The sequence below is a fragment of the Acidovorax sp. FJL06 genome, from assembly GCF_003852545.1.
GTDB lineage: Bacteria > Pseudomonadota > Gammaproteobacteria > Burkholderiales > Burkholderiaceae_C > Acidovorax.
In genome coordinates this window covers 230,780-253,039 of sequence record NZ_QAJR01000017.1, presented here as the reverse complement: position 1 = coordinate 253,039, position 22,260 = coordinate 230,780, and the positions used below count along the sequence as shown (strand labels likewise).

The 22,260-nt window shown below is 65.6% G+C and carries 18 protein-coding genes; 8 read left to right on the top strand and 10 right to left on the bottom strand.

The window, feature by feature from the left end:
- Positions 1-205 precede the first annotated feature (205 nt).
- The 5 genes from DBV10_RS11290 to DBV10_RS11270 all read right to left on the bottom strand — a co-directional run bounded on the left by DBV10_RS11290 (position 206) and on the right by DBV10_RS11270 (position 5,565).
- Positions 206-2,158 carry a PhoX family phosphatase gene (locus DBV10_RS11290; RefSeq protein WP_124513599.1) on the bottom strand — a complete coding sequence of 651 codons (1,953 nt, stop codon included), beginning with the start codon at positions 2,156-2,158 and terminating at the stop codon, positions 206-208.
- Between the two features lie 215 nt (positions 2,159-2,373).
- The gene (locus DBV10_RS11285; RefSeq protein WP_124513597.1) at positions 2,374-3,213 is read right to left on the bottom strand and encodes a FecR domain-containing protein; all 840 of its coding nucleotides are present in this window, start codon (positions 3,211-3,213) and stop codon (positions 2,374-2,376) included.
- Positions 3,170-4,015: a BPSS1780 family membrane protein gene (locus DBV10_RS11280; protein WP_124513595.1), complete on the bottom strand. Its 846-nt coding sequence runs from the start codon at positions 4,013-4,015 to the stop codon at positions 3,170-3,172. The genes DBV10_RS11285 and DBV10_RS11280 overlap by 44 nt, the downstream gene beginning before the upstream one ends.
- A gap of 141 nt (positions 4,016-4,156) precedes the next feature.
- Positions 4,157-5,107: a homoserine kinase gene (locus tag DBV10_RS11275; RefSeq protein ID WP_124513593.1), complete on the bottom strand. Its 951-nt coding sequence runs from the start codon at positions 5,105-5,107 to the stop codon at positions 4,157-4,159.
- Positions 5,108-5,205: 98 nt separating this feature from the next.
- Positions 5,206-5,565 carry a hypothetical protein gene (locus DBV10_RS11270; protein ID WP_124513591.1) on the bottom strand — a complete coding sequence of 120 codons (360 nt, stop codon included), beginning with the start codon at positions 5,563-5,565 and terminating at the stop codon, positions 5,206-5,208.
- A 53-nt stretch (positions 5,566-5,618) separates the two neighbouring features.
- Here DBV10_RS11270 and polA point away from each other — a divergent pair, with 53 nt between their 5' ends.
- Positions 5,619-8,417 carry a DNA polymerase I gene (gene polA, locus DBV10_RS11265; protein ID WP_124513589.1) on the top strand — a complete coding sequence of 933 codons (2,799 nt, stop codon included), beginning with the start codon at positions 5,619-5,621 and terminating at the stop codon, positions 8,415-8,417.
- Positions 8,418-8,604: 187 nt separating this feature from the next.
- On the opposite strand, the gene DBV10_RS11260 is transcribed toward polA, so the two are convergent.
- From DBV10_RS11260 to DBV10_RS11250, 3 genes are read right to left on the bottom strand one after another with little or no spacing between them, the layout of a single operon-like run.
- Positions 8,605-9,324, bottom strand: a complete 720-nt coding sequence (locus tag DBV10_RS11260) for an RNA ligase family protein (protein ID WP_124513587.1) — start codon at positions 9,322-9,324, stop codon at positions 8,605-8,607.
- 5 nt (positions 9,325-9,329) lie between these two features.
- Positions 9,330-9,857: a hypothetical protein gene (locus DBV10_RS11255; protein WP_124513585.1), complete on the bottom strand. Its 528-nt coding sequence runs from the start codon at positions 9,855-9,857 to the stop codon at positions 9,330-9,332.
- Positions 9,854-11,251 (bottom strand): DUF3696 domain-containing protein, encoded by a 1,398-nt coding sequence (locus DBV10_RS11250; protein ID WP_124513583.1) that lies wholly within the window; start codon positions 11,249-11,251, stop codon positions 9,854-9,856. Before DBV10_RS11250 ends, DBV10_RS11255 begins: the two co-directional genes overlap by 4 nt.
- Before the next feature lie 547 nt (positions 11,252-11,798).
- On the opposite strand from DBV10_RS11250, the gene yghU reads away from it, so the two are divergent.
- The 3 genes from yghU to DBV10_RS11235 all read left to right on the top strand — a co-directional run bounded on the left by yghU (position 11,799) and on the right by DBV10_RS11235 (position 14,373).
- Positions 11,799-12,710 (top strand): glutathione-dependent disulfide-bond oxidoreductase, encoded by a 912-nt coding sequence (gene yghU, locus DBV10_RS11245; RefSeq protein ID WP_124513581.1) that lies wholly within the window; start codon positions 11,799-11,801, stop codon positions 12,708-12,710.
- A 20-nt stretch (positions 12,711-12,730) separates the two neighbouring features.
- The gene (locus DBV10_RS11240; RefSeq protein WP_124513579.1) at positions 12,731-13,363 is read left to right on the top strand and encodes a glutathione S-transferase family protein; all 633 of its coding nucleotides are present in this window, start codon (positions 12,731-12,733) and stop codon (positions 13,361-13,363) included.
- Between the two features lie 83 nt (positions 13,364-13,446).
- Positions 13,447-14,373, top strand: a complete 927-nt coding sequence (locus DBV10_RS11235) for a LysR family transcriptional regulator (RefSeq protein WP_124513577.1) — start codon at positions 13,447-13,449, stop codon at positions 14,371-14,373.
- An 18-nt stretch (positions 14,374-14,391) separates the two neighbouring features.
- Here DBV10_RS11235 and DBV10_RS11230 read toward each other — a convergent pair whose 3' ends face one another.
- On the bottom strand, positions 14,392-15,618 hold the full coding sequence (locus tag DBV10_RS11230) for a D-amino acid dehydrogenase (RefSeq protein ID WP_199740089.1): 1,227 nt from the start codon (positions 15,616-15,618) through the stop codon (positions 14,392-14,394).
- Between the two features lie 329 nt (positions 15,619-15,947).
- Here DBV10_RS11230 and DBV10_RS11225 point away from each other — a divergent pair, with 329 nt between their 5' ends.
- Together DBV10_RS11225 and DBV10_RS11220 are read left to right on the top strand one after the other, a co-directional pair.
- Entirely contained in the window at positions 15,948-16,838 is an 891-nt protein-coding gene (locus DBV10_RS11225; RefSeq protein ID WP_124513575.1) for an amino acid ABC transporter substrate-binding protein, read from the top strand.
- An 11-nt stretch (positions 16,839-16,849) separates the two neighbouring features.
- Positions 16,850-17,650 carry an aspartate/glutamate racemase family protein gene (locus tag DBV10_RS11220; protein WP_124513573.1) on the top strand — a complete coding sequence of 267 codons (801 nt, stop codon included), beginning with the start codon at positions 16,850-16,852 and terminating at the stop codon, positions 17,648-17,650.
- A 15-nt stretch (positions 17,651-17,665) separates the two neighbouring features.
- Here DBV10_RS11220 and DBV10_RS11215 read toward each other — a convergent pair whose 3' ends face one another.
- On the bottom strand, positions 17,666-20,062 hold the full coding sequence (locus tag DBV10_RS11215) for a GGDEF domain-containing protein (protein WP_124513571.1): 2,397 nt from the start codon (positions 20,060-20,062) through the stop codon (positions 17,666-17,668).
- A 285-nt stretch (positions 20,063-20,347) separates the two neighbouring features.
- On the opposite strand from DBV10_RS11215, the gene DBV10_RS11210 reads away from it, so the two are divergent.
- Together DBV10_RS11210 and DBV10_RS11205 are read left to right on the top strand one after the other, a co-directional pair.
- A complete protein-coding gene (locus DBV10_RS11210; protein ID WP_124513569.1) occupies positions 20,348-21,244 on the top strand; it encodes a dienelactone hydrolase family protein in 897 nt (298 codons plus the stop codon).
- Positions 21,245-21,394: 150 nt separating this feature from the next.
- Positions 21,395-22,246 (top strand): ZIP family metal transporter, encoded by an 852-nt coding sequence (locus DBV10_RS11205; protein ID WP_124513568.1) that lies wholly within the window; start codon positions 21,395-21,397, stop codon positions 22,244-22,246.
- The last annotated feature ends 14 nt before the right edge of the window (positions 22,247-22,260 follow it).

Here is a 22,260-nt window from a genome sequence, read left to right as displayed (position 1 = left end):
GAGCGGTTTAGTCCTCTGGTGGCAAACGGTCGTTAGGCATGCGCCAACTGAACGACCGGTATCGAGGTGGGGTGGCAGACTACCCCTTCATGCAGCACACACCACCTCGCGGACCCAATGAATGACAACGGAGCCCCGCAGGGCCCCGTTGTGATGGTGGTGGGCGGCCGCACTCTAGGGCGGGCGGGCCGCTGGCACGTGGGTTTTAGGCCTTGGCCAAAGTGGGCTGCTTGATGGCGCCCGTGAGGTAGCCTACGGCTGCGCCAGCCTTGTTCTTGTAGTTGGCCTTGATCAGCGGGTCGAGCGTGTCCTTCACCACACTGTGGATAGCACCCCAGTCACCGGCGTGCTGGAAGTTGCTCATGATGTAGGTCCAGCCGTTGATTTCGTCCACGGCGTGCAGGCCCGTGGATTCGCCGCCTGCAGGGATGGACATGATGCGCGACAGCTGCTTGGTGTCCACGTTGTAGGCCCACAGGAAGTTGTTCACGTGCTGGCTGCTGTCTTCGCCGATGAACAGGGTGCGCATCTTCTCGGAGAACTTCAGGTTGTCCGGGTTGGCGATGGTGTTCGGGTTGGCGGTGTTGCCCAGCGCGTCGGCCGAGATGTCTTCACCGGCCAGCAGGGCCTTGGTATCGACGGGCATCCACTCGCTGTTGATGGCGGCGCCGGCCGTGTCCTTCTGGCCGCCGCGCAGGTTCAGTGCCATCACGGCACCGGCCACCAGCTGCTTGGGCACCGAGATGCCGTTGCCTGGCACGTTGGCGGCGTTGCCGGCCACCATGGACGACTGGATGTTCTGCAGCGCAGAGTAGGCAATCTTGTCCTTGGCGTTGACGGTGGTGCCTTCCATCTTGGTGAAGCCCAGGCTGGCGCCCAGGTAGGCGGCGTAGCGGTGGGTTTCGAGGAAGGCGGCGGCCTTTTCCATGCCGGCGTTGAGCTTGATCCACTCGGTCTTGCCGTTGGCAACGATCTTGGTGTACGAGGCGTCGCTGGGGTCCTTGCTGGCCACGGTCATGATGTCCGTGGGCTTGAGCGTGTTGGCCAGGGTCTCGATCTCGGCGCTGGTGGCCGAGCCCATCTTGATCCAGGTCAGCGGCGCGGCGGCCGTGGCCTTGGGGTCGATGGAGAAGCCCGCGCCCACCTTGGCCACATACAGCGTGCCGGACGACAGGTCTTTTTCCTTGTCGGCCACGAACACGAAGTAGCCGCTGTTGGTGGCGTCGTCACCCATCAGCGCGGTGCGGTTGTCGGGCATCACCTGCACCAGCTCGTGCGAGATGCGGCCCATGCAGTAGTGCTTCTTGATGCTGCCCGTGCCATCGGCGTTCACCGTGACTTCGGGCATGTGGCCGTAGTGGTAGGGGTTGGCTGTGGTCTCATCGCCGTACAGGTTCTTGCTGTAGGCCTTGAACATGGCGTTGCTGGCAACGCTGAAGGCATCGGGTTCGTACTCTTCGCTCGACAGGTGGGTGCCCCAGGGCGACAGGCTGGCGCCGCAGGTGATCCACAGGCCGTGCACCTTGGAGGTGTCCACGTTGTGGTACTTCACCAGGCTGAGCTTGCCGGTGTCGGGGTCCTGGTCCAGCGTGAGCACGGCGATGGGCGAGGGCAGCTTGCCGTACATGTCGGTCTTGCCGTCCTGTGCCCAGGTGGTGTATTCAAACTGCACCACGGCAAACACGGCCTTGCCCTTGAGGCCGGTGACGGTGGGGTTGGCCACGGTGAGCAGCGAGGTGCCATCGGGGGCATCCGAGAAGAAATGGCGTTCGCTGCCGGCCACGGTGCTGTCGATGATGGGCTTGTTGTTGATGTCGTAGTAGCCGCCCGACAGAACCTTGCCGCCCTTGCCGTCCGCCACCAAGTCGCCCGTCACGAAGAAGGGCTGGTAGGCGAGTTGGTAGGACTGCACCGAGTCATCGCTGAGCTTGATGTTCAGCGTGGAGCCCACCGTGGTCGTGGCCATGGCCGCTGCCGATGCCAGCGTGGGTGCGGCCATCGACGTGAAGCTGGCCGATACGTAGCCGGGTGCAGAGTCGCCACCGCCGCCGCAGGCGGACAGCAGGGCTGCCGACGCGCTGGCGCTGAGCGGAAGCATGGGAACGCCCGCCAGCAGTTGCAGGGCTTTGCGGCGGGTGGGCATCGTCGGTTGGGTCATTTTGGGGAGATTTCCAGGTTGGTATGCAAACGGTCAGGAAATGCCCAGGCACCGCCGGTAGCACCCCCTTGCGGGGCGCTGTGGACGGGGGCATTGTTTCCAGCCGCCGATGCTAGAAATGCCCTGTGACAGTGGTTTGACGGTTGTGTGACGCTGGGGTGGCACGCCGTCAGGCGGGCGCCCAGTCTGCCCAGGCGGCCCCGTGGGGCTGCGGATCAGTAGGTGTCGCTGCCGGGTGGCCGGGCCGCGGCAGGCGCGGGCCGAGGGGCTGGAGCGGGGGCCGGTGCCGGTGTCGGCGCAGCCGCAGGGGGCGTGCTGCCGGGTGCCGAATAGTCCATCTGCCCCCGTCCGTCCTTGATGCCCTTGCGCCCGGCAATCTGCCAGGCCGTGCGCTGGTTCACGAGGCCTGCCAGAAACTCCATCTCTTCGTCGGTGTGGTTGATGGCGCCGGCCGGTGTCAGCAGCCGGCCATCGCGGGGCGCGGGCTCGGCCCAGAAGGACTGGTGGTAGGACGATTGGCTCACCAGGCGCTCGGTGCCGGCCGCCAGGTCCACCGTGCCGTAGCAGTTGCACAGGTAGCCGCGCTGGTCCTGGTCGGCAAACACTTCGGCATACACCCCCGTGCCGCGGATGCCTGCGGTGGCGGTGGGCAAGATGATCTGGCGGTCCGGGCCGCGCCCCCACACGCTGGCCACCGCGCCGCTGAGCACGCGCAGCACCCGGGCGGCGGTGGGGGTGTCGCTCTCCAGGGCCACGCGCGAGTTCTGCCGCACCATGAAGGCGCTGTCGCCCACGGTGAACACGGCGGTCGAGCCCGGGCCGGTCTCGATGCGGTCGTTGGCGGTGAGGGTGTGCTGGGCGGTCAGGCGCTCGCCATTGCGCAGCACGTCGCCGCGCAGCTCCACGATGTTGCTGCGGCCCTGCGCGTGGGCGGCAGCCCAGCCGCCGGATGCCATCCACAGCGCGGCGGCCTGCAGGAGGCTGCGCCGCTGGAACCAGGCCAGTTCGTCCTCAGTGCGGCCCAGGCGGTGGTGCGGGGGGTTGTGGCGCGTCATGGGGGGCCTCGGGCTCGGTCGTCGTGGAGGGGGGATCGAAGCAGTCACGGAAGGTGAACACCACCGATGTGAAGAACATGGCGGCCATCATCATCGCCGCCCCCACCATGATGCCACCGGCCGCCGAACCGGCCAACCCGGCCACTGCGAGCAGTGCCGATGCCAGGCTCACCACCAGCCCGCCGAGCAGGAACACCCCCAGCCAGCCCAGCCCATAGACCAGGAAGGCGCCAAAGTTGCGCACGCAGGCCACGATGCTGAAGAACAGCGCCTTGACCGGCGGCACGCCATGCCAGTGCACCAACCCCGGCGCATGCCAGAACAGCAGCGACAGCGGCAGGTACAGCACCATGGCCAGCCACATGGCGCTCTGGAACGCGGGGTTTTCCGCCACTTCCTTGGTCAGCGGTGCGCCGCCCAGGTACACCTGGGCGAACTGCCCGCCATCCAGCAGGGCCGACAGGCCCATGATGCCGAGGAAGCCCACGGCGTACAGCGCACCCAGCACCAGCATGTCGCGCAGGCGCTGCTGGCCCGTGCGAAACGCCACCAGCAGCAGGGCAGGCGTGGGAAACCGCCCGAGCGAGGCCTGGGCCGCCGCCACCATCATGGCCAGGGTGGCCGAGGGCAGCAGCGCCAGCGCAATGGCGGGGCCCACCAGCGGGATCATGGTGGCCAGCGACATGGAGGCCATGGTCATGAAGAACAGCGCAGCCAGCGCCATGGGCTGCTGCCAGAACACCCGGACGCCAAGCTTGACCCAGGCCATGCCGGTGCGGGCGGGGACGATGTGGAGTTTCATGGATACGTGAAAGGAAAGGGGCGGTGCCCTGGGCACTGCAGAGAGTGCAACAGGCGTGAATTTACCCCAGGGGCCCATTCCAGCCACGGCGCAGGGACAGGCGGGGCAAAGGCCCGCCCTGGCGTACTTGGGCCTTCGGGATCAGGCGCGCACAGGGTGCGCCACGCGGTTGCGCAGCACGCGCTCGAAGTGCGTGGGGTCGTGCGGCGTGAGCATGGAGGCCTCGCGCGGCAGGTAGAAGTCCCACAGGCGCGAGATCCAGAACCGCAGCGCGCCCGCGCGCAGCATGGCGGGCAGCAGCTCGCGCTCGGCCCCCGTGAGCGGGCGCACGGCCTGGTAGGCGTCGAGCATGCGGGTGGCGCGTTCGGCATCGTGCGTGCCTTGGCCCAAGTCGATGCACCAGTCGTTCAGGCACACGGCCAGGTCGAACAGCCAGGTGTCCACACCCGCAAAATAAAAATCGAAAAAGCCCGTGAGTTCTTCGCCCTCGAACATCACGTTGTCGCGGAACAGGTCGGCATGCACGGGGCCGCGGGGCAGGGCGGCGTAGGCCGAGCCCGCCGCCACATGGTTCTGGTAGGCCAGCTCGGACCGCAGCAGCGCCGATTGCGCTGCGCCGATGTGCGGCAGCACCACGGGCACGGTGTCGTTCCACCAGGGCAGGCCGCGCAGGTTGGGCTGGCGGCGCTCGAAGTCGCGCCCTGCCAAGTGCATGCGCGCCAGCATGGTGCCCACGGCGGCGCAGTGCGCGCCCTGGGGCGCCAGCTGGCTCTTGCCGCGCAGCTTGTTCACCACCGCAGCGGGCTTGCCACACACGGTGTGCAGGATGTCGCCGTTCTTGTCGGCGCGCGGGTCGGGCACGGGCACACCGCCGTGCGCCAGGTGCTTCATCAGGTGCAGGTAGAACGGCAACTGCTCGGCCGTGAGGCGCTCGAACAGCGTGAGCACGAACTCGCCCTGGTCGCTGGTGAGGAAGTAATTGGTGTTCTCGATGCCCCCCTCGATGCCGCGCAGCCCTACCAGCTCACCCAGTTGCAAACGGCGCAGCAGCTCGCGCGCCTCGGAATTGGAGACTTCGGTAAAAACGGCCATCGCTCAGAAGGTATCGAAAAAAGAGGGGGGGTTGGCGGGAATGCAGAGGGCCGGGCGGCGCGCGGCCGCTGCGGGCAGCAGGCGCGGCTGCTGCGGGCTCAGAACTTCAGCACGTTCCAGACGCGGGGGGCGGTGGTGGTCTCGGCGCCGCTGTTGCTGCCCGCACGGCTGCGGGCGCCATCGGGCGACTGCACTTCGTAGCCGGGCATGTTGCCGGCCTTGGGTTGCACGGAAATCGTCTGGGTTTGCCCGCCCACGCGCAGCTCGTCCACGCGGCTGCCGGCGTCTTCGACCTGGATGCGCTCGGTGCGCTGGTTGGTGCGGCCTGCGGGTTGCTCTGGATTTTGTAGCGCTTCGCGCTTTTCTGTTGCGCCCTGGGCGGTGTTCTGGGGCGTGGTCTGGGCCAGGGCGGTGCCGGTGGCAAGGCCCAGCAGAAGGAAGAGGTGAACGGCGCGCATGGGGCGATTGTAGAGCGCTGCCCGGGCGTGGCGTGGCCGTGCACAATTGCCGCATGACTGACAAAAAGACCCTGGTGCTGGTGGACGGCTCCAGCTACCTCTACCGCGCCTTTCACGCCATGCCCGACCTGCGGGCCGTGCCGGGTGACCCCAGCAGCGCCGCCACGGGCGCCATTCGCGGCATGATCAACATGATGCAGGCCCTGCGCAAAGAGGTGACTGCCGACTACGCCGTCTGCGTGTTCGACGCCAGCGGCCCCACCTTCCGCGACGCCCTGTACACCGAATACAAGGCCACGCGCTCGCCCATGCCCGACGACCTGCGCAGCCAGATCGAGCCCATCCACGAGGTGGTGGACCTGCTGGGCTGGAAAGTGGTGGCCGTGCCTGGCGTGGAGGCCGACGACGTGATCGCCACCTTGGCCCAGGTGGCGGCCGCACAGGGCATTGAGGTCATTGTGTCCAGCGGCGACAAGGATTTGAGCCAGCTGGTCAACGAGCACATCACCATCATCGACACCATGAGCGGAAAGCGCCGCGATGTGGCGGGCGTGACGGCGGAGTTTGGCGTGCCGCCTGCGCTGATGGTGGACTACCAGGCGCTGGTGGGCGACACCGTGGACAACGTGCCCGGCGTGACCAAGGTAGGACCCAAGACGGCCGCCAAGTGGCTGGAAGAATATGGCTCGCTCGACAGCCTGATTGCCAATGCCGATGCCATCAAGGGCGTAGCGGGCAACAACCTGCGTGAGGCCATTGCCAGCGGTCAGCTGGCCTTGAGCCGCCAGCTGGTCACCATGAAGACCGACTGCGCGCTGGCCGACTACATCCCCGGTTTGCCCGCGTTTGACGACATCACGCTGGACGCGCCGGACAACACCGGCCTGCTGCCGTTTTACGAAAAGTACGGCTTCAAGGGCCTGGCCAGCGCCATCAAGGGCGCAGCGGCCCCCGCCACCACAGCCCCCACCGTCGCCATGCCCGGCCAAAGCGGCGACCTGTTTGCCGACCACTCCGCCAGCACCGTGGCCGAAGAAGCCCAGCACCGCACCGTGGTGTACGACACCATCCTGAACTGGGCGGACTTTGACCAGTGGCTGGAACGCCTGCACAAGGCCCCGCTGGCAGCGATCGACACCGAAACCGATTCGCTCGACGAGATGCGCGCGCAAATCGTCGGCATCAGTTTCAGCGTGCAGCCCGGCGAGGCCGCCTACATCCCCCTGCGCCACGAAGGCCCCGATGCGCCCGAGCAATTGCCCATCGACGAAGCGCTCGCCCGCCTCAAGCCCTGGCTGGAAGACCCCAAGCACCACAAGCTGGGCCAGCACATCAAGTACGACCGCCATGTGTTCGCCAACCACGGCATCGAAGTGCAAGGCTACGCGCACGACACCATGCTGCAAAGCTACGTGCTCGAAGTGCACAAGCCCCACAACCTGACCAGCCTGGCCGAGCGCCACACGGGCCGCAAGGGCATCACGTATGAAGACCTGTGCGGCAAAGGCGCGCACCAGATTCCGTTTGCGCAAGTGCCGGTGGACAAGGCCGCCGCCTACTCGTGCGAAGACTCCGACCAGACTCTGGACGTGCACAACGCCCTGTGGCCCCTGCTGCAGGCGGATGACAAGCTGCGCTTCATCTACGAGCTGGAGATGCAAAGCAGCGAGGCCCTGTACCGCATCGAACGCAACGGCGTGCTCATCGACGCGCCCACGCTGGCCGCGCAGAGCCACGAGCTGGGCCAGCGCATCCTGCAGTTGGAAACCGAGGCATATGAGATTGCAGGCCAGCCCTTCAACCTGAGCAGCCCCAAGCAACTGGGCGAAATCTTCTTCGACAAACTGGGCATGCCGGTTGTGAAGAAGACCGCCACCGGCGCGCGCAGCACCGACGAAGAAGTGCTGGAAAAACTGGCCGAGGACTACCCCCTGCCCGCCAAACTGCTGGAGCACCGGGGCCTCGTCAAGCTCAAAGGCACCTACACCGACAAGCTCGCGCAACTGGCCCTGCCACGCACGGGCCGCGTGCACACGCACTACGCGCAGGCTGTGGCCGTGACCGGGCGCTTGTCCAGCAACGACCCCAACCTGCAGAACATCCCCATCCGCACCCCCGAAGGCCGCCGCGTGCGCGAGGCCTTCGTGGCCCCCGCAGGCCGCGTGATTGCGAGTGCCGACTACTCCCAAATCGAGCTGCGCATCATGGCCCATCTGAGCGGCGACCATTCGCTGCTGCACGCCTTTCACGCCGGGCTGGACGTGCACCGCGCCACGGCTGCTGAAGTGTTTGGGGTGGAGGTCGATCAGGTCACCAGCGAGCAACGCCGCTACGCCAAGGTCATCAACTTTGGCCTCATCTACGGCATGAGCAGCTTTGGCCTGGCCAAGAATTTGGGCATCGAGACCAAGGCCGCCGCCGCCTACATCGACAAATACTTCCAGCGCTACCCCGGCGTGAAGCAGTACATGGACGACACCAAGGCCGCTGCCAAGTCCATGGGCTATGTCGAAACCGTGTTTGGCCGACGCCTGTACCTGCCCGAAATCAACTCCCCCAACGGCCCCCGCCGCGCGGGCGCCGAGCGCGCCGCCATCAACGCCCCCATGCAGGGCACGGCGGCTGACCTCATCAAGCTGGCGATGGTGGCGGTTCAGAAGGAGCTGGACGCGCACAAGCCGGGCATTCAGATGATCATGCAGGTGCACGACGAACTGGTGTTTGAGCTGCCCGAGGGCGAGGTGGACTGGCTCAAGACCCATATCCCGCGCCTGATGGCAGACGTGGCGGCGCTGAAGGTGCCGCTACTGGCCGAGGTGGGAGTGGGGGCTAATTGGGATAAGGCGCATTGAGCGTGCGAGAGCAAGCTGACAGGTCATTAATTTGAGTGTTTTGGCCTGTACGTTTGTCCGTAAAAGCTGGCAGCTATCAAATTTGATATAGCCGCCTGTAACTACCTGATCGCGATTTGCTCGTCAATAGTCAGCAGCACTTCACTTTTTGAATCTGCCGTTAAGGCTGCTGGTCGATTTCGCGCGGCTACCTCACGAAAGCAGGTTTGCCGTCGGTGCCGTTGGAGAAATGCAACCGATTCCATTCGATTGCGCGTTTGCGCCAATGGATCTCGATGGCCTGCGTGAAGTCCGCCCGAACGAGCTTCGCCCTGGAGTCACACCACTGCGCAGATTCCCTGCGAATGATCACGCCTTCTAGGGGGCCATCCCTGTAGTGGCTGGCGCGTGTGGCCACCAGCTTTTTCAGTGATGAGACGGTGTACCGCCCGCACGCGACTTGGGGGGGCGTAGCCAGCCTCGCCGAATGCGCCAGCGCATTACGACGCGCGCTGCTCCAAAAACGACCAGCGCGACGGTCATACACATCAAATAACAAGAACCAATCGGGCAGCGCAGCATAGTCAAGCGTATGACGTGCGGCACACCACTCGCCAAACACAATGATGTTGGGCGTCAGAACGCTGCGCAGCGCTTCTCCATGCTGGGTGAGCCATGAAGGTAGCCGGGCGAACTGCCCGGCGTGTGGCTTAGCCAAATACTGGCCCCGATTTTGGGCGCGCAGAGTGTTGTCCAAGGCCAGAGAAAGGCCCAGGTTGGCACCATCCAGCTTTTCCTCCACTATCACGTCGCTCTCCAGCAAAGCCTGCGCTTCGGTGTGTGAAAGTACCTTGTCATCGCGCGGCGTGTTCTTGCCCAGCCAAGCCAAGTGAGGGGTGTGCGGGAAGCGGAAAAAGTCACCATCCATGGCATTCAGCCCGGCAGCTGGGGCGCAGGCTTATCTGGGAACTTCTTTCCGTAAACCGTGCAGACGTCTTCTGGACACAAGAAATCGACCTCAACACCCTTGGCTCTTAGGGCTGGCCACCAGTCCAACCATTTGCAGTCCGCTGCTTGCCAAATTGTCGGCTTATCCGGGTGAGCATAGGCCACGGCGGCGAACTTTCGATCCGATGTATCAAACAGTTGCTCCAACGCAGGATCAGGGAATTCGGTAAAGCAGTTGTCTTCGGTCTCGTTCAGCGAAACCTGCTCTACTTTGGGTGTCCCGCTATGCTGGAGCATCCACTTCAGAAATTTGTCACCGACCCCTTTCGCGGGCTTCAGGCTAGTCTTGTGGCGGTACTCACCCACGATGCGGTAGCCATCGTCGATGACGACAACGCCTGACCGTTGAATCGATTGCAGCCGCATAACACAATCAATCACACAATCCTCAGATACTTGGTCATGTTGACCATTGGCGACCAAGAGCACGTTGGTATCGATCACTGCTTTCATTGCGCACTGCCTTGCAGCTTTAGCTCCTTTTTCCTGTGCATTGCCGCCAGGGCTCGGCCCGCGATATCCGCCATCTCATCGCCGAAGAAGTGTTCTGGCCAGTTCTCGATTTCTCCAAACATATTCAACCTCAGTGGCTCAAGTTCGGTAGCTGACCCGGCGCGACGGCAAAAGTAAACCGCCACATCCGCCGGTTTAATCATTCCTTCTGCAACTCGACGCTGCAAACGATTCAGGAAGTGCTCTGAGTGACTTTCTACAATCAACTGCACGTTTCGCGGCTTGCCATCCTCACGGGCCTGGGTTGCTGAAATAAAGACGTCAGCCAACTCAGCCTGAACTTGCGGATGCAAGTGAATCTCAGGTTGTTCCATCCAAACCGTGGAATTTGGCGGACAGTAAAAGGCCTGCACCAACGCCGGCAGCACTTGAGAGATGCCGAAACCCACGTCAGTGATCTTCACCTCAGGGGCTTTGTTGTGGGTCTTCACTAGCACCTCGTACTCTTTGCGCCCCACAGCCACGGGCCGTACAGCGAAGTCGTCAATGACACCGAGATCTTTGAGCCATGCCGCTATGAACTCGGCAAAGCCTTTGGTGTGATGTCCAGCCTGCCGATTGAGGCGGCGGCCTTCCCCCTGCGCAGCCAGAATCGCCGCCACGGCGTACTCACCCATTTGTCCAACGCTGGCTGGCGTTTCGCCTGACCACTGGTAGATGCGTTGGGGATGGCTGCGCAACGGTCCCAAGTAGGAGATTCGCTCCAGCATGCTCTCAGCGGCCAATGCGAAGTCAGCTAGAAAACCGGCGTTCTTGTACCTTGCCATGCTGGTGTCGGACAAACGATAGAACTTCTCGGGCTCCTCCAGAGGCCATTTTCGCCCGTCGGCCATCTTGAAACCATACTGGCTTGACGTCAGATTGAGCTTGCGCCTCTCGTCGCGCTCAAGCGTAACGTCGATCACCTCTCTGTCACCCGACGACATAGCGTAGCGCAGCGCCTGAACTTCTGGTTGCTGCGCTTTGTTTGCCACCATGGATACATCCAGCCGCATGCCATCCCCTTGGAATCGGGAGTCGGGTTGCAATGGGTCGCGCACATCCAAAACCTTGGGTAAGTTCCAACCCAGCTCAAAGGAAAGGGCCTGTTTCAGATCGTGGCCATGTAGACAATCTGTAAAAGTGCCCAAATCGATCAGGGATGAGGTATCGCCCATATGTAGCGCGCGCTTGCGGTCTGTCGAGCGCGCTGTTTGCTGCAACGCTAGCAAGAGGTGGCCAAGGCTACTTTTGCCCGCACTGTTAGCCCCGAAGAGCACGGTGAGCGGTGCCAAACGAATCGGCCCCGTGTCTTTCCAGGCCTTAAAGTTCTTAATGTGTAGGTGAGTGAGCATTGGTATTGATCTCCGTCATTCGTTTGCATCCATACGTAAGACTCTGGTACGAAGTGGGACAGTTGTTGAAAGCATCTGATGTATCTTCTTCGTACTCGCCTATGAGATCTTCAGGATCCATCTCATGGCGCAAAGCTCATCGTTCCGCTTGTAAGTTGGTGGAAAAGTTGGCTTTACGGTTGGAGGTTGAGGTGCTCGGCGAGCAGATCATCTCGCCAGTTTATAGGGCGGGAACGGGAAGGCCTTCCTCGTTGTGGCGTCGCAGCGCTTACAGTTTTTGCTGACTGTGCTTCTCTCACTTCATAAAGGCGACTGCGTTTGGCTCCACATAGTCACCGGAGACCGACCTCTGACGATGAGCGTGCTCAATGAGGTCTGGAGCGGCATTGGATGGTGCGAAAGCTGCCGCATCCCTTGTGAGTTCCCCATAGAGGCCTCTTCGCAGAACACTCACCATGGTCCGGCGGTGAACAAAGCGCATCGCTAAACTCATTTAGCAATCGCTGGCGATTCAGCCACTTTCCACTCATTTGCCCGGAGCCCTTGTATGTCCACCCCCACCCCCTACACCCCCCCCGCCATCTGGCAATGGAACAAGGAAAACGGCGGTCATTTCGCCAGCATCAACCGGCCCATTGCCGGGGCCACGCACGACAAGGAATTGCCCGTGGGGCGGCACCCGCTGCAGCTGTATTCGCTGGGCACGCCCAATGGCGTGAAGGTGACGGTGATGCTGGAGGAGTTGCTGGCGCTGGGCCACAGCGGCGCGGAGTACGACGCTTGGCTGATTCGCATCAACCAGGGGGAGCAGTTTGGCAGCGGGTTTGTGGGCATCAACCCCAACTCCAAAATTCCGGCGCTGCAAGACCGCACCGACTCCGCCAACCCGGTGCGGGTGTTCGAATCCGGCGCCATCCTGATGTACCTGGCCGAGAAGTTCGGTAGCGCCTTTCTGCCCAAGAACGGTGCGGCGCGGGCCGAGTGCCTGTCGTGGCTGTTTTGGCAGATGGGCAGTGCGCCGTTTGTGGGCGGCGGGTTTGGGCATTTCTATGCCTATGCCCCGGTCAAGATCGAGTACGCGATTGATCGGTACGCAATGGAGGCCAAGCGCCAGCTCGATGTGCTCAACCAGCGCTTGGCCGTGCATGAGTATGTGGCGGGCGATGAGTACACGGTGGCGGACATCGCGATCTGGCCCTGGTATGGACTGCTGGTGAAAGGCCAGGCCTACAACGCGGGCGAGTTTTTGCAGGTGCACGAATACACGCATGTGGTGCGCTGGGCCGAGCAGGTTGCCAAGCGCCCGGCGGTGCAGCGCGGGCGCAAGGTCAACCGTGTCAGCGGCGATCCGGCCAGCCAGTTGCGTGAGCGGCATGAGGCCAGCGACTTTGACACCAAGACGCAAGACAAGATCGAAGCTGCTGCGTTGGCTTCTTCTTCGTCGTCACCCGCCCGATGAGTGTTTCGCAAGGCGCCGCCATGATCACTCTGTACGACTGCGCCACGGCGCCCAGCCCCCGCCGCGCGCGCATCCTGCTGGCAGAAAAGGGCGTTGCCCACGACACCGTGCAGGTGGATCTGCGCAGTGGCGAGCAACTGGGCGAGGCCTACCGCCAGATCAACCCGCAGTGCACGGTGCCTGCGCTGCGCACCGAAGACGGTTTGCTGCTGGCCGACAACGCGGCCATCACGGCCTATGTGGAGGCGCGGTATCCGCAACCGGCATTGCTGGGCGAGACGCCCGCCGAGAAGGCCGAGATTGCGAGCTGGAACTGGCGCATGGAGTTCGAGGGCCTGCAGGCCATTGCCGAGGCGCTGCGCAACAGCGCACCCGCCATGGCCAACCGGGCGCTGCCCGGCGCAGTGGACTACCCGCAAATCCCGGCCCTGGCCGAGCGTGGGCTGGTGCGTGTGGGGCAGTTCTTCCAGCTGCTCAACGAACGGCTGGCAGGCCGCGACTTCATTGCCTCCGACCGCCTCAGCGTGGCCGACATCACCGCCGTGGTGGCGGTGGATTTTGCGCGCGTGGTCAAGCACAAGCCGGGCGAGCAGCACCCGCATCTGCTGCGCTGGCGTGCGGCCATGGCGGCGCGGCCGTCGATGTCGTTGTAGCAGCGGGCGCAGCGAGGTCATTGCCTTTGCAATGGGTAGATGCAAGGGTTGCGCATCCGGCCCATTCCTTGCATCGTCACCCCATGCGCCTCCGCCACATAGAAGTTTTCAACGCCGTCATGCTCACCGGCAGCGTGAGCGCGGCGGCCCGCCTCATCAACGTCACCCAGCCTGCCGTCAGCCGAATCCTGGCGCATGCTGAATTGCAGCTGGGCTTTCCGCTGTTTCACCGCCTCAAGGGCAAGCTGGTGCCCACCACCGAGGCACAGACCCTGTACCCGCACATCGAGCGCTTGTTCACCCAGCTGGACGATGTGCAGCGCCTGGCCAACAGCCTTAAAAATGACCAGCGTGAGGGCGAACTGCACATCCTGAGCGTGCTGGCACTGAGCTACGAGGTGCTGCCGCGTGCGCTGCGGTTCTTTCGGCAGAAGCACCCGGATGTGAAGGTCACCATCGACGCGCTGCATTCACCCCAGATCGTCTCGGCCCTGGTGCTGCAGGAGGCGGACGTGGGCTTTGTGTTCAGCGCCATTGCCCACCCCGCACTCACGCAGGAGCACCTGGCCGATGGCCGCATGGTGTGTGTGGCGCCCAAAGGCATGCTGAGTGCGGCGCTGGTGCATGCGGGTGTGGTGCACCTGTCTGACCTGGCCGACACGCCGGTGGTGCGGCTCGATGTGCGTGACCCCATCGGCACGGTGGTCAACCATGCCTGCCGCGAAGCGGGCGTGGGGCTGCAGACGGCGATCACGGTGCAGACCTACCACGCTGCGCTGGCCCTGGCGCACCACGGCCATGCGGTGGCGGTGGTGGACAGTTGCACGGCCGCGTCGGCCGACCGCAGCAAGGTGGAGGTGCTGGCGCTGGCGCCCCACATCGCCGTGCCCATCAAATCACTGCGCACCGTGAACCGGCCCAGCTCGCTGCTGGCCAGCGCCATGACGCAGTGCATGCGCCAGGCGGTGGCCGAGACCATGGCCTCCGTGAACTTGCCCGACGTGGAGTAGGACGTGGGGCTGTGTGGCTCAGGCCGGCGCCAGCAGCTCGGCGACCTGCGCGGCCGTGCCAAATGCCAGCGTGAAGCCCAGCGAACCATGGCCCGTGTTGAGCAGCAGGTTGTCGGGGCCACTGGCGTGCAGGCCCACCACGGGCAGGCCGGTGGGCGTGGCGGGGCGCATGCCGGTCCAGGGGCGCAGTTCTTCAAACTGGCTGCAGCCTGGAAACAGCGCGCGCGTGGCGTGGCACAGGCTTTCGATGCGTGCGGGCGGGATGCGTGCGTCGTGCCCCACCAGCTCGGCCATGCCAGCCACGCGCAGGCGGTGGCCGATGCGTGCAAAGACCACCTTGCGGGCGGCGTCGGTCACGTTGACGCGAGGCGCGATGGCGGTGGTGGACGCCGAGGCCTCGGCAGTATCGAGCGTGATGCTGTAGCCCTTGAGCGGATAGACCGGCAGGCGAAGCCCCAGCGTGCGGGCCACCGGGTGGCTGTGGCTGCCCAGGGCCAGCACAAACTGCTGGGCCTCGACCGCACCAGCGCTGGTGCGCACAGCGGCAATGCGCTGGCCATGGCGCACAAAGCCCTGCACCCGGGCGCCCAGCAGAAAGCGCACGCCCCGCGCCGCGAGCGCGGCCTGCAGCCCCTGGCAGACCTTGAGGCAGTCGGCCGCACATTCGCTGGGGGTGTGGATGGCGCCCGCAATGCGGTGCTGGTAATGCTGCAGCGCGGGTTCGATCTCGACGCAGCGTGCGGCCGAAACGGCCTGCTGCTGGCTGCCCCAGGCGCGCTGCAGCTCCATCTGTCGCTGTGCGGCGGCCAGGCCGGCGGGTGTGTCGTAGAGCACCAGCTTGCCGGTGCGGGAGAAGTCGCAGTCGATGGATTCGGACTGCAGCATGGCTTCGAAGCGGTGGCGGCTCAGCGCGGCCAGGGCCAGCAAGCGTTCGGTGCTGCGCTCGGACGTGTGCCGGTTGCAGGCGCGCAGAAACGCGAGGCCCCAGTGCCATTGGTGGGTGTCCCATTGCGGGCGCAGCTTGAGCGGGGAGCTGGGCGACAGCAGCAGGCGGGGCAGCTGGCGCCAGATGCTGGCATCGGCCAGGGGCTGCACATAGCTGTAGCTGAGCTGGGCGCCGTTGCCGCCGCTGGCGCCGGTGCCGGGCTGGGCCTGGTCGATGACGGTGACCTGCATGCCGCGCTGCTGGAGTTCATACGCCGTGGCCAGGCCGACGATGCCTGCGCCCAATACACATACCTGCATCTTGTTGGGGGGTGGGGAGTTGACGGATTGCAGGCCAATGTAGGACGGGGCCCGCGCTTTGAACAATGCCAATGCCATGCCCGCCCATGCCGGGAAGTTATGTGCGGCAGCCCCCTCGCCACGGGCCTGCCCTTTGCATGGAGGCATGGCGCAGATGGTGCGTGCTGACGCAATTTGGTGCAGCGGTGTGCACCGCACAAGAGCCATAACTTTTCATCATGACGCACCCCCGCAAATGAATTGTTCAACGGCGCCGCGAGTTTTTACAGTGCCCCTGCGTTTTGCTTTTTCATCCACCCGCTGACCTGCTTTTTTGCAAAGGGATTCCCATGAAGCTCTCCGTCGTCACTTCCGCTGCCATCGTGGTGGCCGGCTTGTGGGCCACCACCGTGGCCCAGGCCGACACCCTCAAGAAGATTGCCGACACGGGCAAGATCACGCTGGCCTACCGTGAGTCGTCGGTGCCCTTCAGCTACCTGGCGGGCCCGGGCGTGCCCGTGGGGTTCTCGGTGGACATTTCCAACGCGGTGGCGGACGCAGTGAAGAAGCGCCTGAACAACCCCGCCATCAAGGTGGACCTGCAGGCCGTGACTTCGCAGAACCGCATTCCGCTGCTGACCAACGGCACCATCGACCTGGAGTGCGGGTCCACCACCAACAACACGGCGCGGGCCAAGGATGTGCAGTTCGCCATCAACCACTTCTACACCGGCACCAGGCTGCTGACCAAGAAGACCTCGGGCGTCAAGAACTACGCCGACCTGGCCCGCAAGAAGGTGGCCAGCACCTCGGGCACCACCAATGCGCAGGTCATCCGCAAATACAGCCGTGACAACAACCTGGACCTGGACATCGTGCTGGGCAAGGACCACGACGACGCCGTGCTGCTGGTGGACAGCGGCCGTGCCGAGGCCTTTGCGATGGACGACATCCTGCTGTTCGGCCTGATGGGCAACCAGCGCAACCCGGGCGATTGGGAGGTGGTGGGCGATTCGCTGCAGGTGGAACCCTATGCCTGCATGCTGCGCAAGGACGACCCGCAGTTCCAGGCGCTGGTCAATGGCGTGATCGGGGGCATGATGAAGTCGGGCGAGTTCGACAAGCTCTACAGCAAGTGGTTCATGTCGCCCGTGCCCCCGCGCAACCAGAACCTGAACCTGCCCATGGGCCGCGAGCTGCGCGAGAACCTGGTGGCGCAGAGCGACAAGCCTGCGCTGTGAGTGCAATGCACATGGCCCCGAGAGCCCCCGTAGCCCCCTGCGCGAGCGGCCGCCAGGCCCCGCAGGTGGTGGGGATCCTGGGGGGCATGGGCCCCGCCGCCGGGGCCGACTTTGTGCGCCTGTTCGTGCAGGCCTGCACGGACCGCATGGGCGCGCTGGGCATTCCGGTGCACGACCAGGCCTACCCGGAGCATTGGCTGGCGCAGGTGCCCATCCCCGACCGCACGGCGGCCCTGCACGACACCCGCCCGGGCGCACACCAGCCGGCCGACCCGCTGCTGCAGGCCACCGGCCGTCTGGCCGCTTTGGGCGCGCGCGTGGTGGCCATTGCCTGCAACACGGCGCACGCCTGGCACGGGCTGCTGCAGCAGCGGTTTCCGCAGATGGTGGTGCTGCACGGCGTGCAGGAGGTGGTGGCCGGGCTGGCCCGGCAGCAGGTGCGTGGTGTGGGGCTGCTGGCCACCCAGGGCGCCTACGAGGCGGGGCTGTACCAGGGCGAGCTGGAGCGCTGCGGCATCGATTGCTTTGTGCCCGAGGCCCACGGGCGGGAGCTGCTCATGCAGGGCATCTACGACGGCGTGAAAGCGGGCGACTACGCGCTGGCGCGTCAGCGGTTCGAGGCGGTGGCCCTGGCGCTGCAGCAGCGCCACGGGGTGTCCACGCTCATCATGGGGTGTACCGAGATTCCGCTGGCCCTGTCGGCGCGCGGCCGGCTGCAGGGGATGGCGCTGGTCAATCCGTCGCAGGTGCTGGCGGCCGCGCTGTCCCGCCACGCTTACCGCGATGCGGTGCCGGAGGAGGAGGTGGGCTGAGCCCCGGGCGGCGCATCATTCAGGCGCGGCCTCTTCAAACACTTCCAGGCGGTTGCGGCCTGCGGACTTGGCGCGGTACAGCGCTGCGTCGGCGGCCTGCACCAGGGTGTCGGGCCGCGCTTCCGGGCGCGGCACGGTGCTGGCAACGCCCAGGCTGAGCGTGACGATCGGCGCCGTGGGCGAATGGGGGTGGGGCAGCGCTGCCCCGCGCAGGTTCTCCATGCAGCGCTGCGCCACCGTCACGGCCTCGGCCAGGGGGGTGTCGGGCAGCAGCAGCACAAACTCTTCGCCGCCATAGCGCGCGGCCACTTCGTCCGCGCGGCGGATGTTGCCCTGCAGCAGCTGGGCCACGCGGCGCAGGCATTCGTCGCCGGCCAGGTGGCCATTGTGGTCGTTGTAGAGCTTGAAATGGTCGATATCGACCAGGATCAGGGCCAGCGGCAGGTGGTGGCGGCCACAGCGCATCCACTCGGCGGCCAGGCGTTCGTCAAAGCGGCGCCGGTTGCCAATGCCGGTCACGCCGTCGGTGGTGGACAGCAGGGCCAGCTTGGCATTGGCGGCCGCCAGCTCCTGCTCCTTGCGCACCAGCTGGGTCACATCGGTGCGCACGCCGGCGATGCCGCCCTGGGGGGTGCGCCGCTCGTCGGCCTGCAGCCAGCGGCCTTCGGGCAGGCGCTGCAGCACGGCATGGTTGGCGGCGCGGTGGTCGGCCACACGCTGGGTGATCCAGGCCTCTTCGTTGCCCACGGCGTCCAGGTACTGGCCGCGCTCGGCGCCGTAGCGCGCAATCTGCTCGAAGGTGTTGCCGGGCACGATCAGGGGGGCGGAGATGGGGTACAGGCGGCGGTACTGGGCGTTGCACACCACCAGCCTGTCGTCCGCATCGAACAGGGCGAACCCCTCGGGCAGCGATTCCACCGCGTCCTGCAGCAGCTGGCGCGCCTGCAGGGCGGCCTCCTGGGCGCTTTCCAGGGCCTGGCGCTGCTCGATCAGGTCGGTGATGTCCAGGCGCACCGCCACCACGTAGTTCTCGGGGGTGCGGGTTTCGTAGATGTTGATCCAGCGCCCGTCGGCCAGGCGCTGCACCAGCGTGGAGGTGCGGCTGCCGTGCTCGGACAGGCGCTCGGCGATCCAGGCCTCTTCGCGGCCCTGGGCCGAGGGGATCAGGCCCCGCTCTACCGAATGGCGCAGGATGTCGGCAAAGCCCTTGCCCAGGTGCTCTGCGTAGTTCATGTACGGGTACATGCGCGACAGCTGCTGGTTGTAGAGCACCAGCCGGTCCTGCTCGTCGAAGATCTCGATGCCCACGGGCAGGGCCTCGACCGCGCGCTCCAGCAGCTGCCGGGTGCGCTGGCTTTCCTGGCGGGCGGTTTCGACCTTGTGGCGCTGCTCGATCAGGTCGCTGATGTCCAGGCGCACGCACACCGTCATGCCCGAGGGCGTGCGGCTTTCGTGCATGTGCATCCAGGCGCCGTTGGGGTAGTGGCGCACCTCGGGGCCGGGCCGGTGGCCACGGATGGCGAGTTCATGGGCCAGCCACAGCTCCTCCTGGCCGCTGGCTTCTTCGGGGATGCCATGGCGCAGGCCTGCGCGCAGCAGCTCTTCGTAGGTCTTGCCCAGCGAATCGGCCACCGGCAGGTGGGGGCGCAGGCGCGCCATCTGGTCGTTGCACAGCACCAGGCGGTCGTTTTCGTCGTAAATGTCCAGTCCGGCGGGCATGGCGTTCATGGCCTCGCGCAGGCTGCGCTCGGCGCGCTCGGCATGGTGCAGGGCCTGCTTGAGCACGCGCTCCTTGTGCACGGTGTCGGTGATGTCGGTGCGCAGCACCACCACGCCACCGCCTTCGGTGAGGCGTTCGGTGATCTGCATCCAGCGGTCGCCATCGACTTCTTGCACCTCGGGCAGGTCGGGCGCGCGGTGCCGGGCCATGCGGCGGGCCAGCCAGCTGTCCACATCGGGCCGGGCGGCGACGATGTGGCCCGACTGGGCGGCACGGCGCAGCACGTCTTCAAACCGCGTGCCGTATTCGAGGGACATGGCCGTGCCCGTGTTCACCTCGCGGTACTGGGCGTTGCACAGCACGAGGCGGTCGTCGGCGTCATAGATGGCGAGCCCGTCCGGAAGGATGTCCAGGGTGGCCGAAAGCTGGGTGCTGGCGCGCTGTGCCGCGGCCTGGGCCTCACTGGCCAGGGCGCGCAGCACCTGCACCTGCCGCACCAGCCACCAGGACAGCAGCGCGCTGGCCACCAGGCCACTGCCGGCCGTGGTGAACGCCGCGCGCGTGGCCCCGTCCAGGGACCGGCTGGCCAGGGCCCAGGCCAGCAGCGCCAGCCCGCCCGCTCCACACAACGCCGCCACCAGCAACGCCAGCTGGTGTCCGCGCGGCAGGGTGGGGGGGGTGGTGCGGGGCATGCGGTGAGGCAGTCGCTGGAGGGCGTGGGGGCTGGGTTACCTGGCGTGCAAAAAAGGGGAAGTTGGGGGCTGCGCGGCAGACGCCGGGCGGTTCGCAGAAAGTCTAGCAGTGCTCTTCCATTTCCGGTAACCGAAAATGGCGCCCTGCGGTAAACCCCCGGTGGCCCGACCCGGCCCGTCCTGGAGGGCGCGGGCGCTCAGCAAATGTGGTCAACACACCCTAAACTGCGGGCTCGCATTTTCCTGCGTCCATCCCATCCGCCCCTTTTTTTCTGGAGAAACCCCATGTTCTGTGACGACCTCCACGCCGATGCCCTGGCCTTGCTGCCGGGCCGCGGCACCGATGCGGGCGCCACCCGCCGCACCGTGCTGCAGGCTGCGCTGGGCCTCGGTTATGCAGCGGCTGCCGCGCCCATCATGGCCCAGACGGCCATCGTCACGCCTGCTGACGGGCTGACGGCCGGGGAGGTGAGTTTCACCGTCAATGGTTTCAATGTGCCGGCCTACCGCGCCGCTCCGGCTGGCAAGGCGGGCCTGCCGGTGGTGCTGGTGATCCAGGAGATCTTTGGTGTGCACGGGTACATCGCCGACACCTGCCGCCGTTTTGCCCAGGCGGGCTACCTCGCCATTGCGCCCCAGCTGTATGCCCGCCAGGGCGATCCCTCGCAGTACACCGAGATCGCCAAGCTCATGGCCGAGGTGGTGTCCAAGGTGCCCGATGCCCAGGTGATGGCCGACCTGGACGGCGCCGTGCAGTGGGCCACGGCCAATGGGGGCGATGCCGCGCGGGTGGGCATCACCGGCTTTTGCTGGGGCGGGCGCATCACCTGGCTGTATGCGGCGCACGGCCCCGTCAAGGCCGGTGTGGCCTGGTATGGCCGCCCGGTGGGCCAGGTGAGCGAGCTCACGCCCAAGCACCCCGTGGACATTGCGCCCATCCTCAAGGCGCCGGTGCTGGGCCTGTATGGCGAAAAAGACACCGGCATCCCCCTTGACACGGTTGATAAGATGAAAGCTGCCCTGGCCAGCGGATCGCCGCAGGCCAGGGCATCGGAATTCGTGCTGTACCCCGACGCCCCCCATGCCTTCCACGCCGACTACCGCGCCAGCTACCGCAAGGAAGCGGCCGAGGATGGCTGGAAGCGGGCGCTGGCCTGGTTCAAGGCGCAGGGCGTGGCGTGATCCGTCCCCCCGTGTGACTGAGCCCGGCCCCGCATTGGCTGGCCGACTGCAGCCGCCCCGCCACCGGGGCGGCTTTTTTCATCGCATTTCCGGGGTATGGTGTTTGAAGGAAAATGGGCCCCAGGGCTTATCTATAAAGCGCAATAAGCTATGACTTTGGTAGCAATCATTCTGGCCACCCTGGCCGCAGGCATTGGCAGCGTGTGGCTGGCCGCGTTGCTCATGCGGCTGGGCCTGGGCGGGCGGGCCGACAGCGTGGGCCCCCAGCACCTGCTCAGCCTGGCGGCGGGTGCCCTGCTGGCCACGGCCTTCATGCACCTGCTGCCCGAGGCGTTCGAGAGCCAGGCGGGCGCGCACGATCTGTTTGCCACGCTGCTGGTGGGGGTGGTGTTCTTCTTTCTGCTCGACAAGGCCGAGCTGTGGCACCACGGGCATGAGCACAGCCATCCCGAACCGGCCCCGCAGGACCATCACCATGGGCATGCCCACGGCCACGCGCATTCTCACGCCGGCCACGACCACGGCCATGCGCACCACCACCATGGCCCGCGTGCGGGCGGCTGGGCCGTGCTCACGGGCGACAGCGTGCATTGTTTTGGTGACGGCATCCTGATCGCCTCGGCCTTCATGGCCGACATCCGCCTGGGCGTGATCGCCGCCGTGTCCGTGCTGGCGCACGAGGTGCCGCACCACATGGGCGACCTGGTGGTGCTGCGCCAGACCAGCCCCAACCGCCGCATGGCGCTGGTCAAGGTGTCCCTGGCGGGGGCTGTGACGGCGCTGGGGGGCGTGGTGGGCTATTTTCTGGTGGGGCAGTTGCAGGACCTGCTGCCGTACTTTCTGGCCGTGGCGTCGAGCAGCTTTGTGTATGTGGCCCTGGCCGACCTGATCCCCCAGTTGCAAAAGCGCCTCACGGCGCGGGAAACCATTGCGCAGATCGCCTGGCTGATCGCAGGCATGGTGGTGGTGACGCTGGTGAGTGGTGCCGCGCACAACCACTGACCAGGCCGCATTGC

Bases quoted from the DNA above. Each gene is read 5' to 3' on its own strand.
- DBV10_RS11250 (WP_124513583.1), bottom strand. From the start codon at position 11,251: ATGCTCACTCACCTACACATTAAGAACTTTAAGGCCTGGAAAGACACG.
- DBV10_RS11280 (WP_124513595.1), bottom strand. From the start codon at position 4,015: ATGAAACTCCACATCGTCCCCGCCCGCACCGGCATGGCCTGGGTCAAG.
- yghU (WP_124513581.1), top strand. From the start codon at position 11,799: ATGTCCACCCCCACCCCCTACACCCCCCCCGCCATCTGGCAATGGAAC.
- DBV10_RS11235 (WP_124513577.1), top strand. From the start codon at position 13,447: ATGCGCCTCCGCCACATAGAAGTTTTCAACGCCGTCATGCTCACCGGC.
- DBV10_RS11290 (WP_124513599.1), bottom strand. From the start codon at position 2,158: ATGACCCAACCGACGATGCCCACCCGCCGCAAAGCCCTGCAACTGCTG.
- DBV10_RS11285 (WP_124513597.1), bottom strand. From the start codon at position 3,213: ATGACGCGCCACAACCCCCCGCACCACCGCCTGGGCCGCACTGAGGAC.
- DBV10_RS11215 (WP_124513571.1), bottom strand. From the start codon at position 20,062: ATGCCCCGCACCACCCCCCCCACCCTGCCGCGCGGACACCAGCTGGCG.
- DBV10_RS11205 (WP_124513568.1), top strand. From the start codon at position 21,395: ATGACTTTGGTAGCAATCATTCTGGCCACCCTGGCCGCAGGCATTGGC.
- DBV10_RS11230 (WP_199740089.1), bottom strand. From the start codon at position 15,618: ATGCAGGTATGTGTATTGGGCGCAGGCATCGTCGGCCTGGCCACGGCG.
- DBV10_RS11210 (WP_124513569.1), top strand. From the start codon at position 20,348: ATGTTCTGTGACGACCTCCACGCCGATGCCCTGGCCTTGCTGCCGGGC.
- DBV10_RS11260 (WP_124513587.1), bottom strand. From the start codon at position 9,324: ATGGATGGTGACTTTTTCCGCTTCCCGCACACCCCTCACTTGGCTTGG.
- polA (WP_124513589.1), top strand. From the start codon at position 5,619: ATGACTGACAAAAAGACCCTGGTGCTGGTGGACGGCTCCAGCTACCTC.
- DBV10_RS11255 (WP_124513585.1), bottom strand. From the start codon at position 9,857: ATGAAAGCAGTGATCGATACCAACGTGCTCTTGGTCGCCAATGGTCAA.
- DBV10_RS11240 (WP_124513579.1), top strand. From the start codon at position 12,731: ATGATCACTCTGTACGACTGCGCCACGGCGCCCAGCCCCCGCCGCGCG.
- DBV10_RS11225 (WP_124513575.1), top strand. From the start codon at position 15,948: ATGAAGCTCTCCGTCGTCACTTCCGCTGCCATCGTGGTGGCCGGCTTG.
- DBV10_RS11270 (WP_124513591.1), bottom strand. From the start codon at position 5,565: ATGCGCGCCGTTCACCTCTTCCTTCTGCTGGGCCTTGCCACCGGCACC.
- DBV10_RS11220 (WP_124513573.1), top strand. From the start codon at position 16,850: ATGGCCCCGAGAGCCCCCGTAGCCCCCTGCGCGAGCGGCCGCCAGGCC.
- DBV10_RS11275 (WP_124513593.1), bottom strand. From the start codon at position 5,107: ATGGCCGTTTTTACCGAAGTCTCCAATTCCGAGGCGCGCGAGCTGCTG.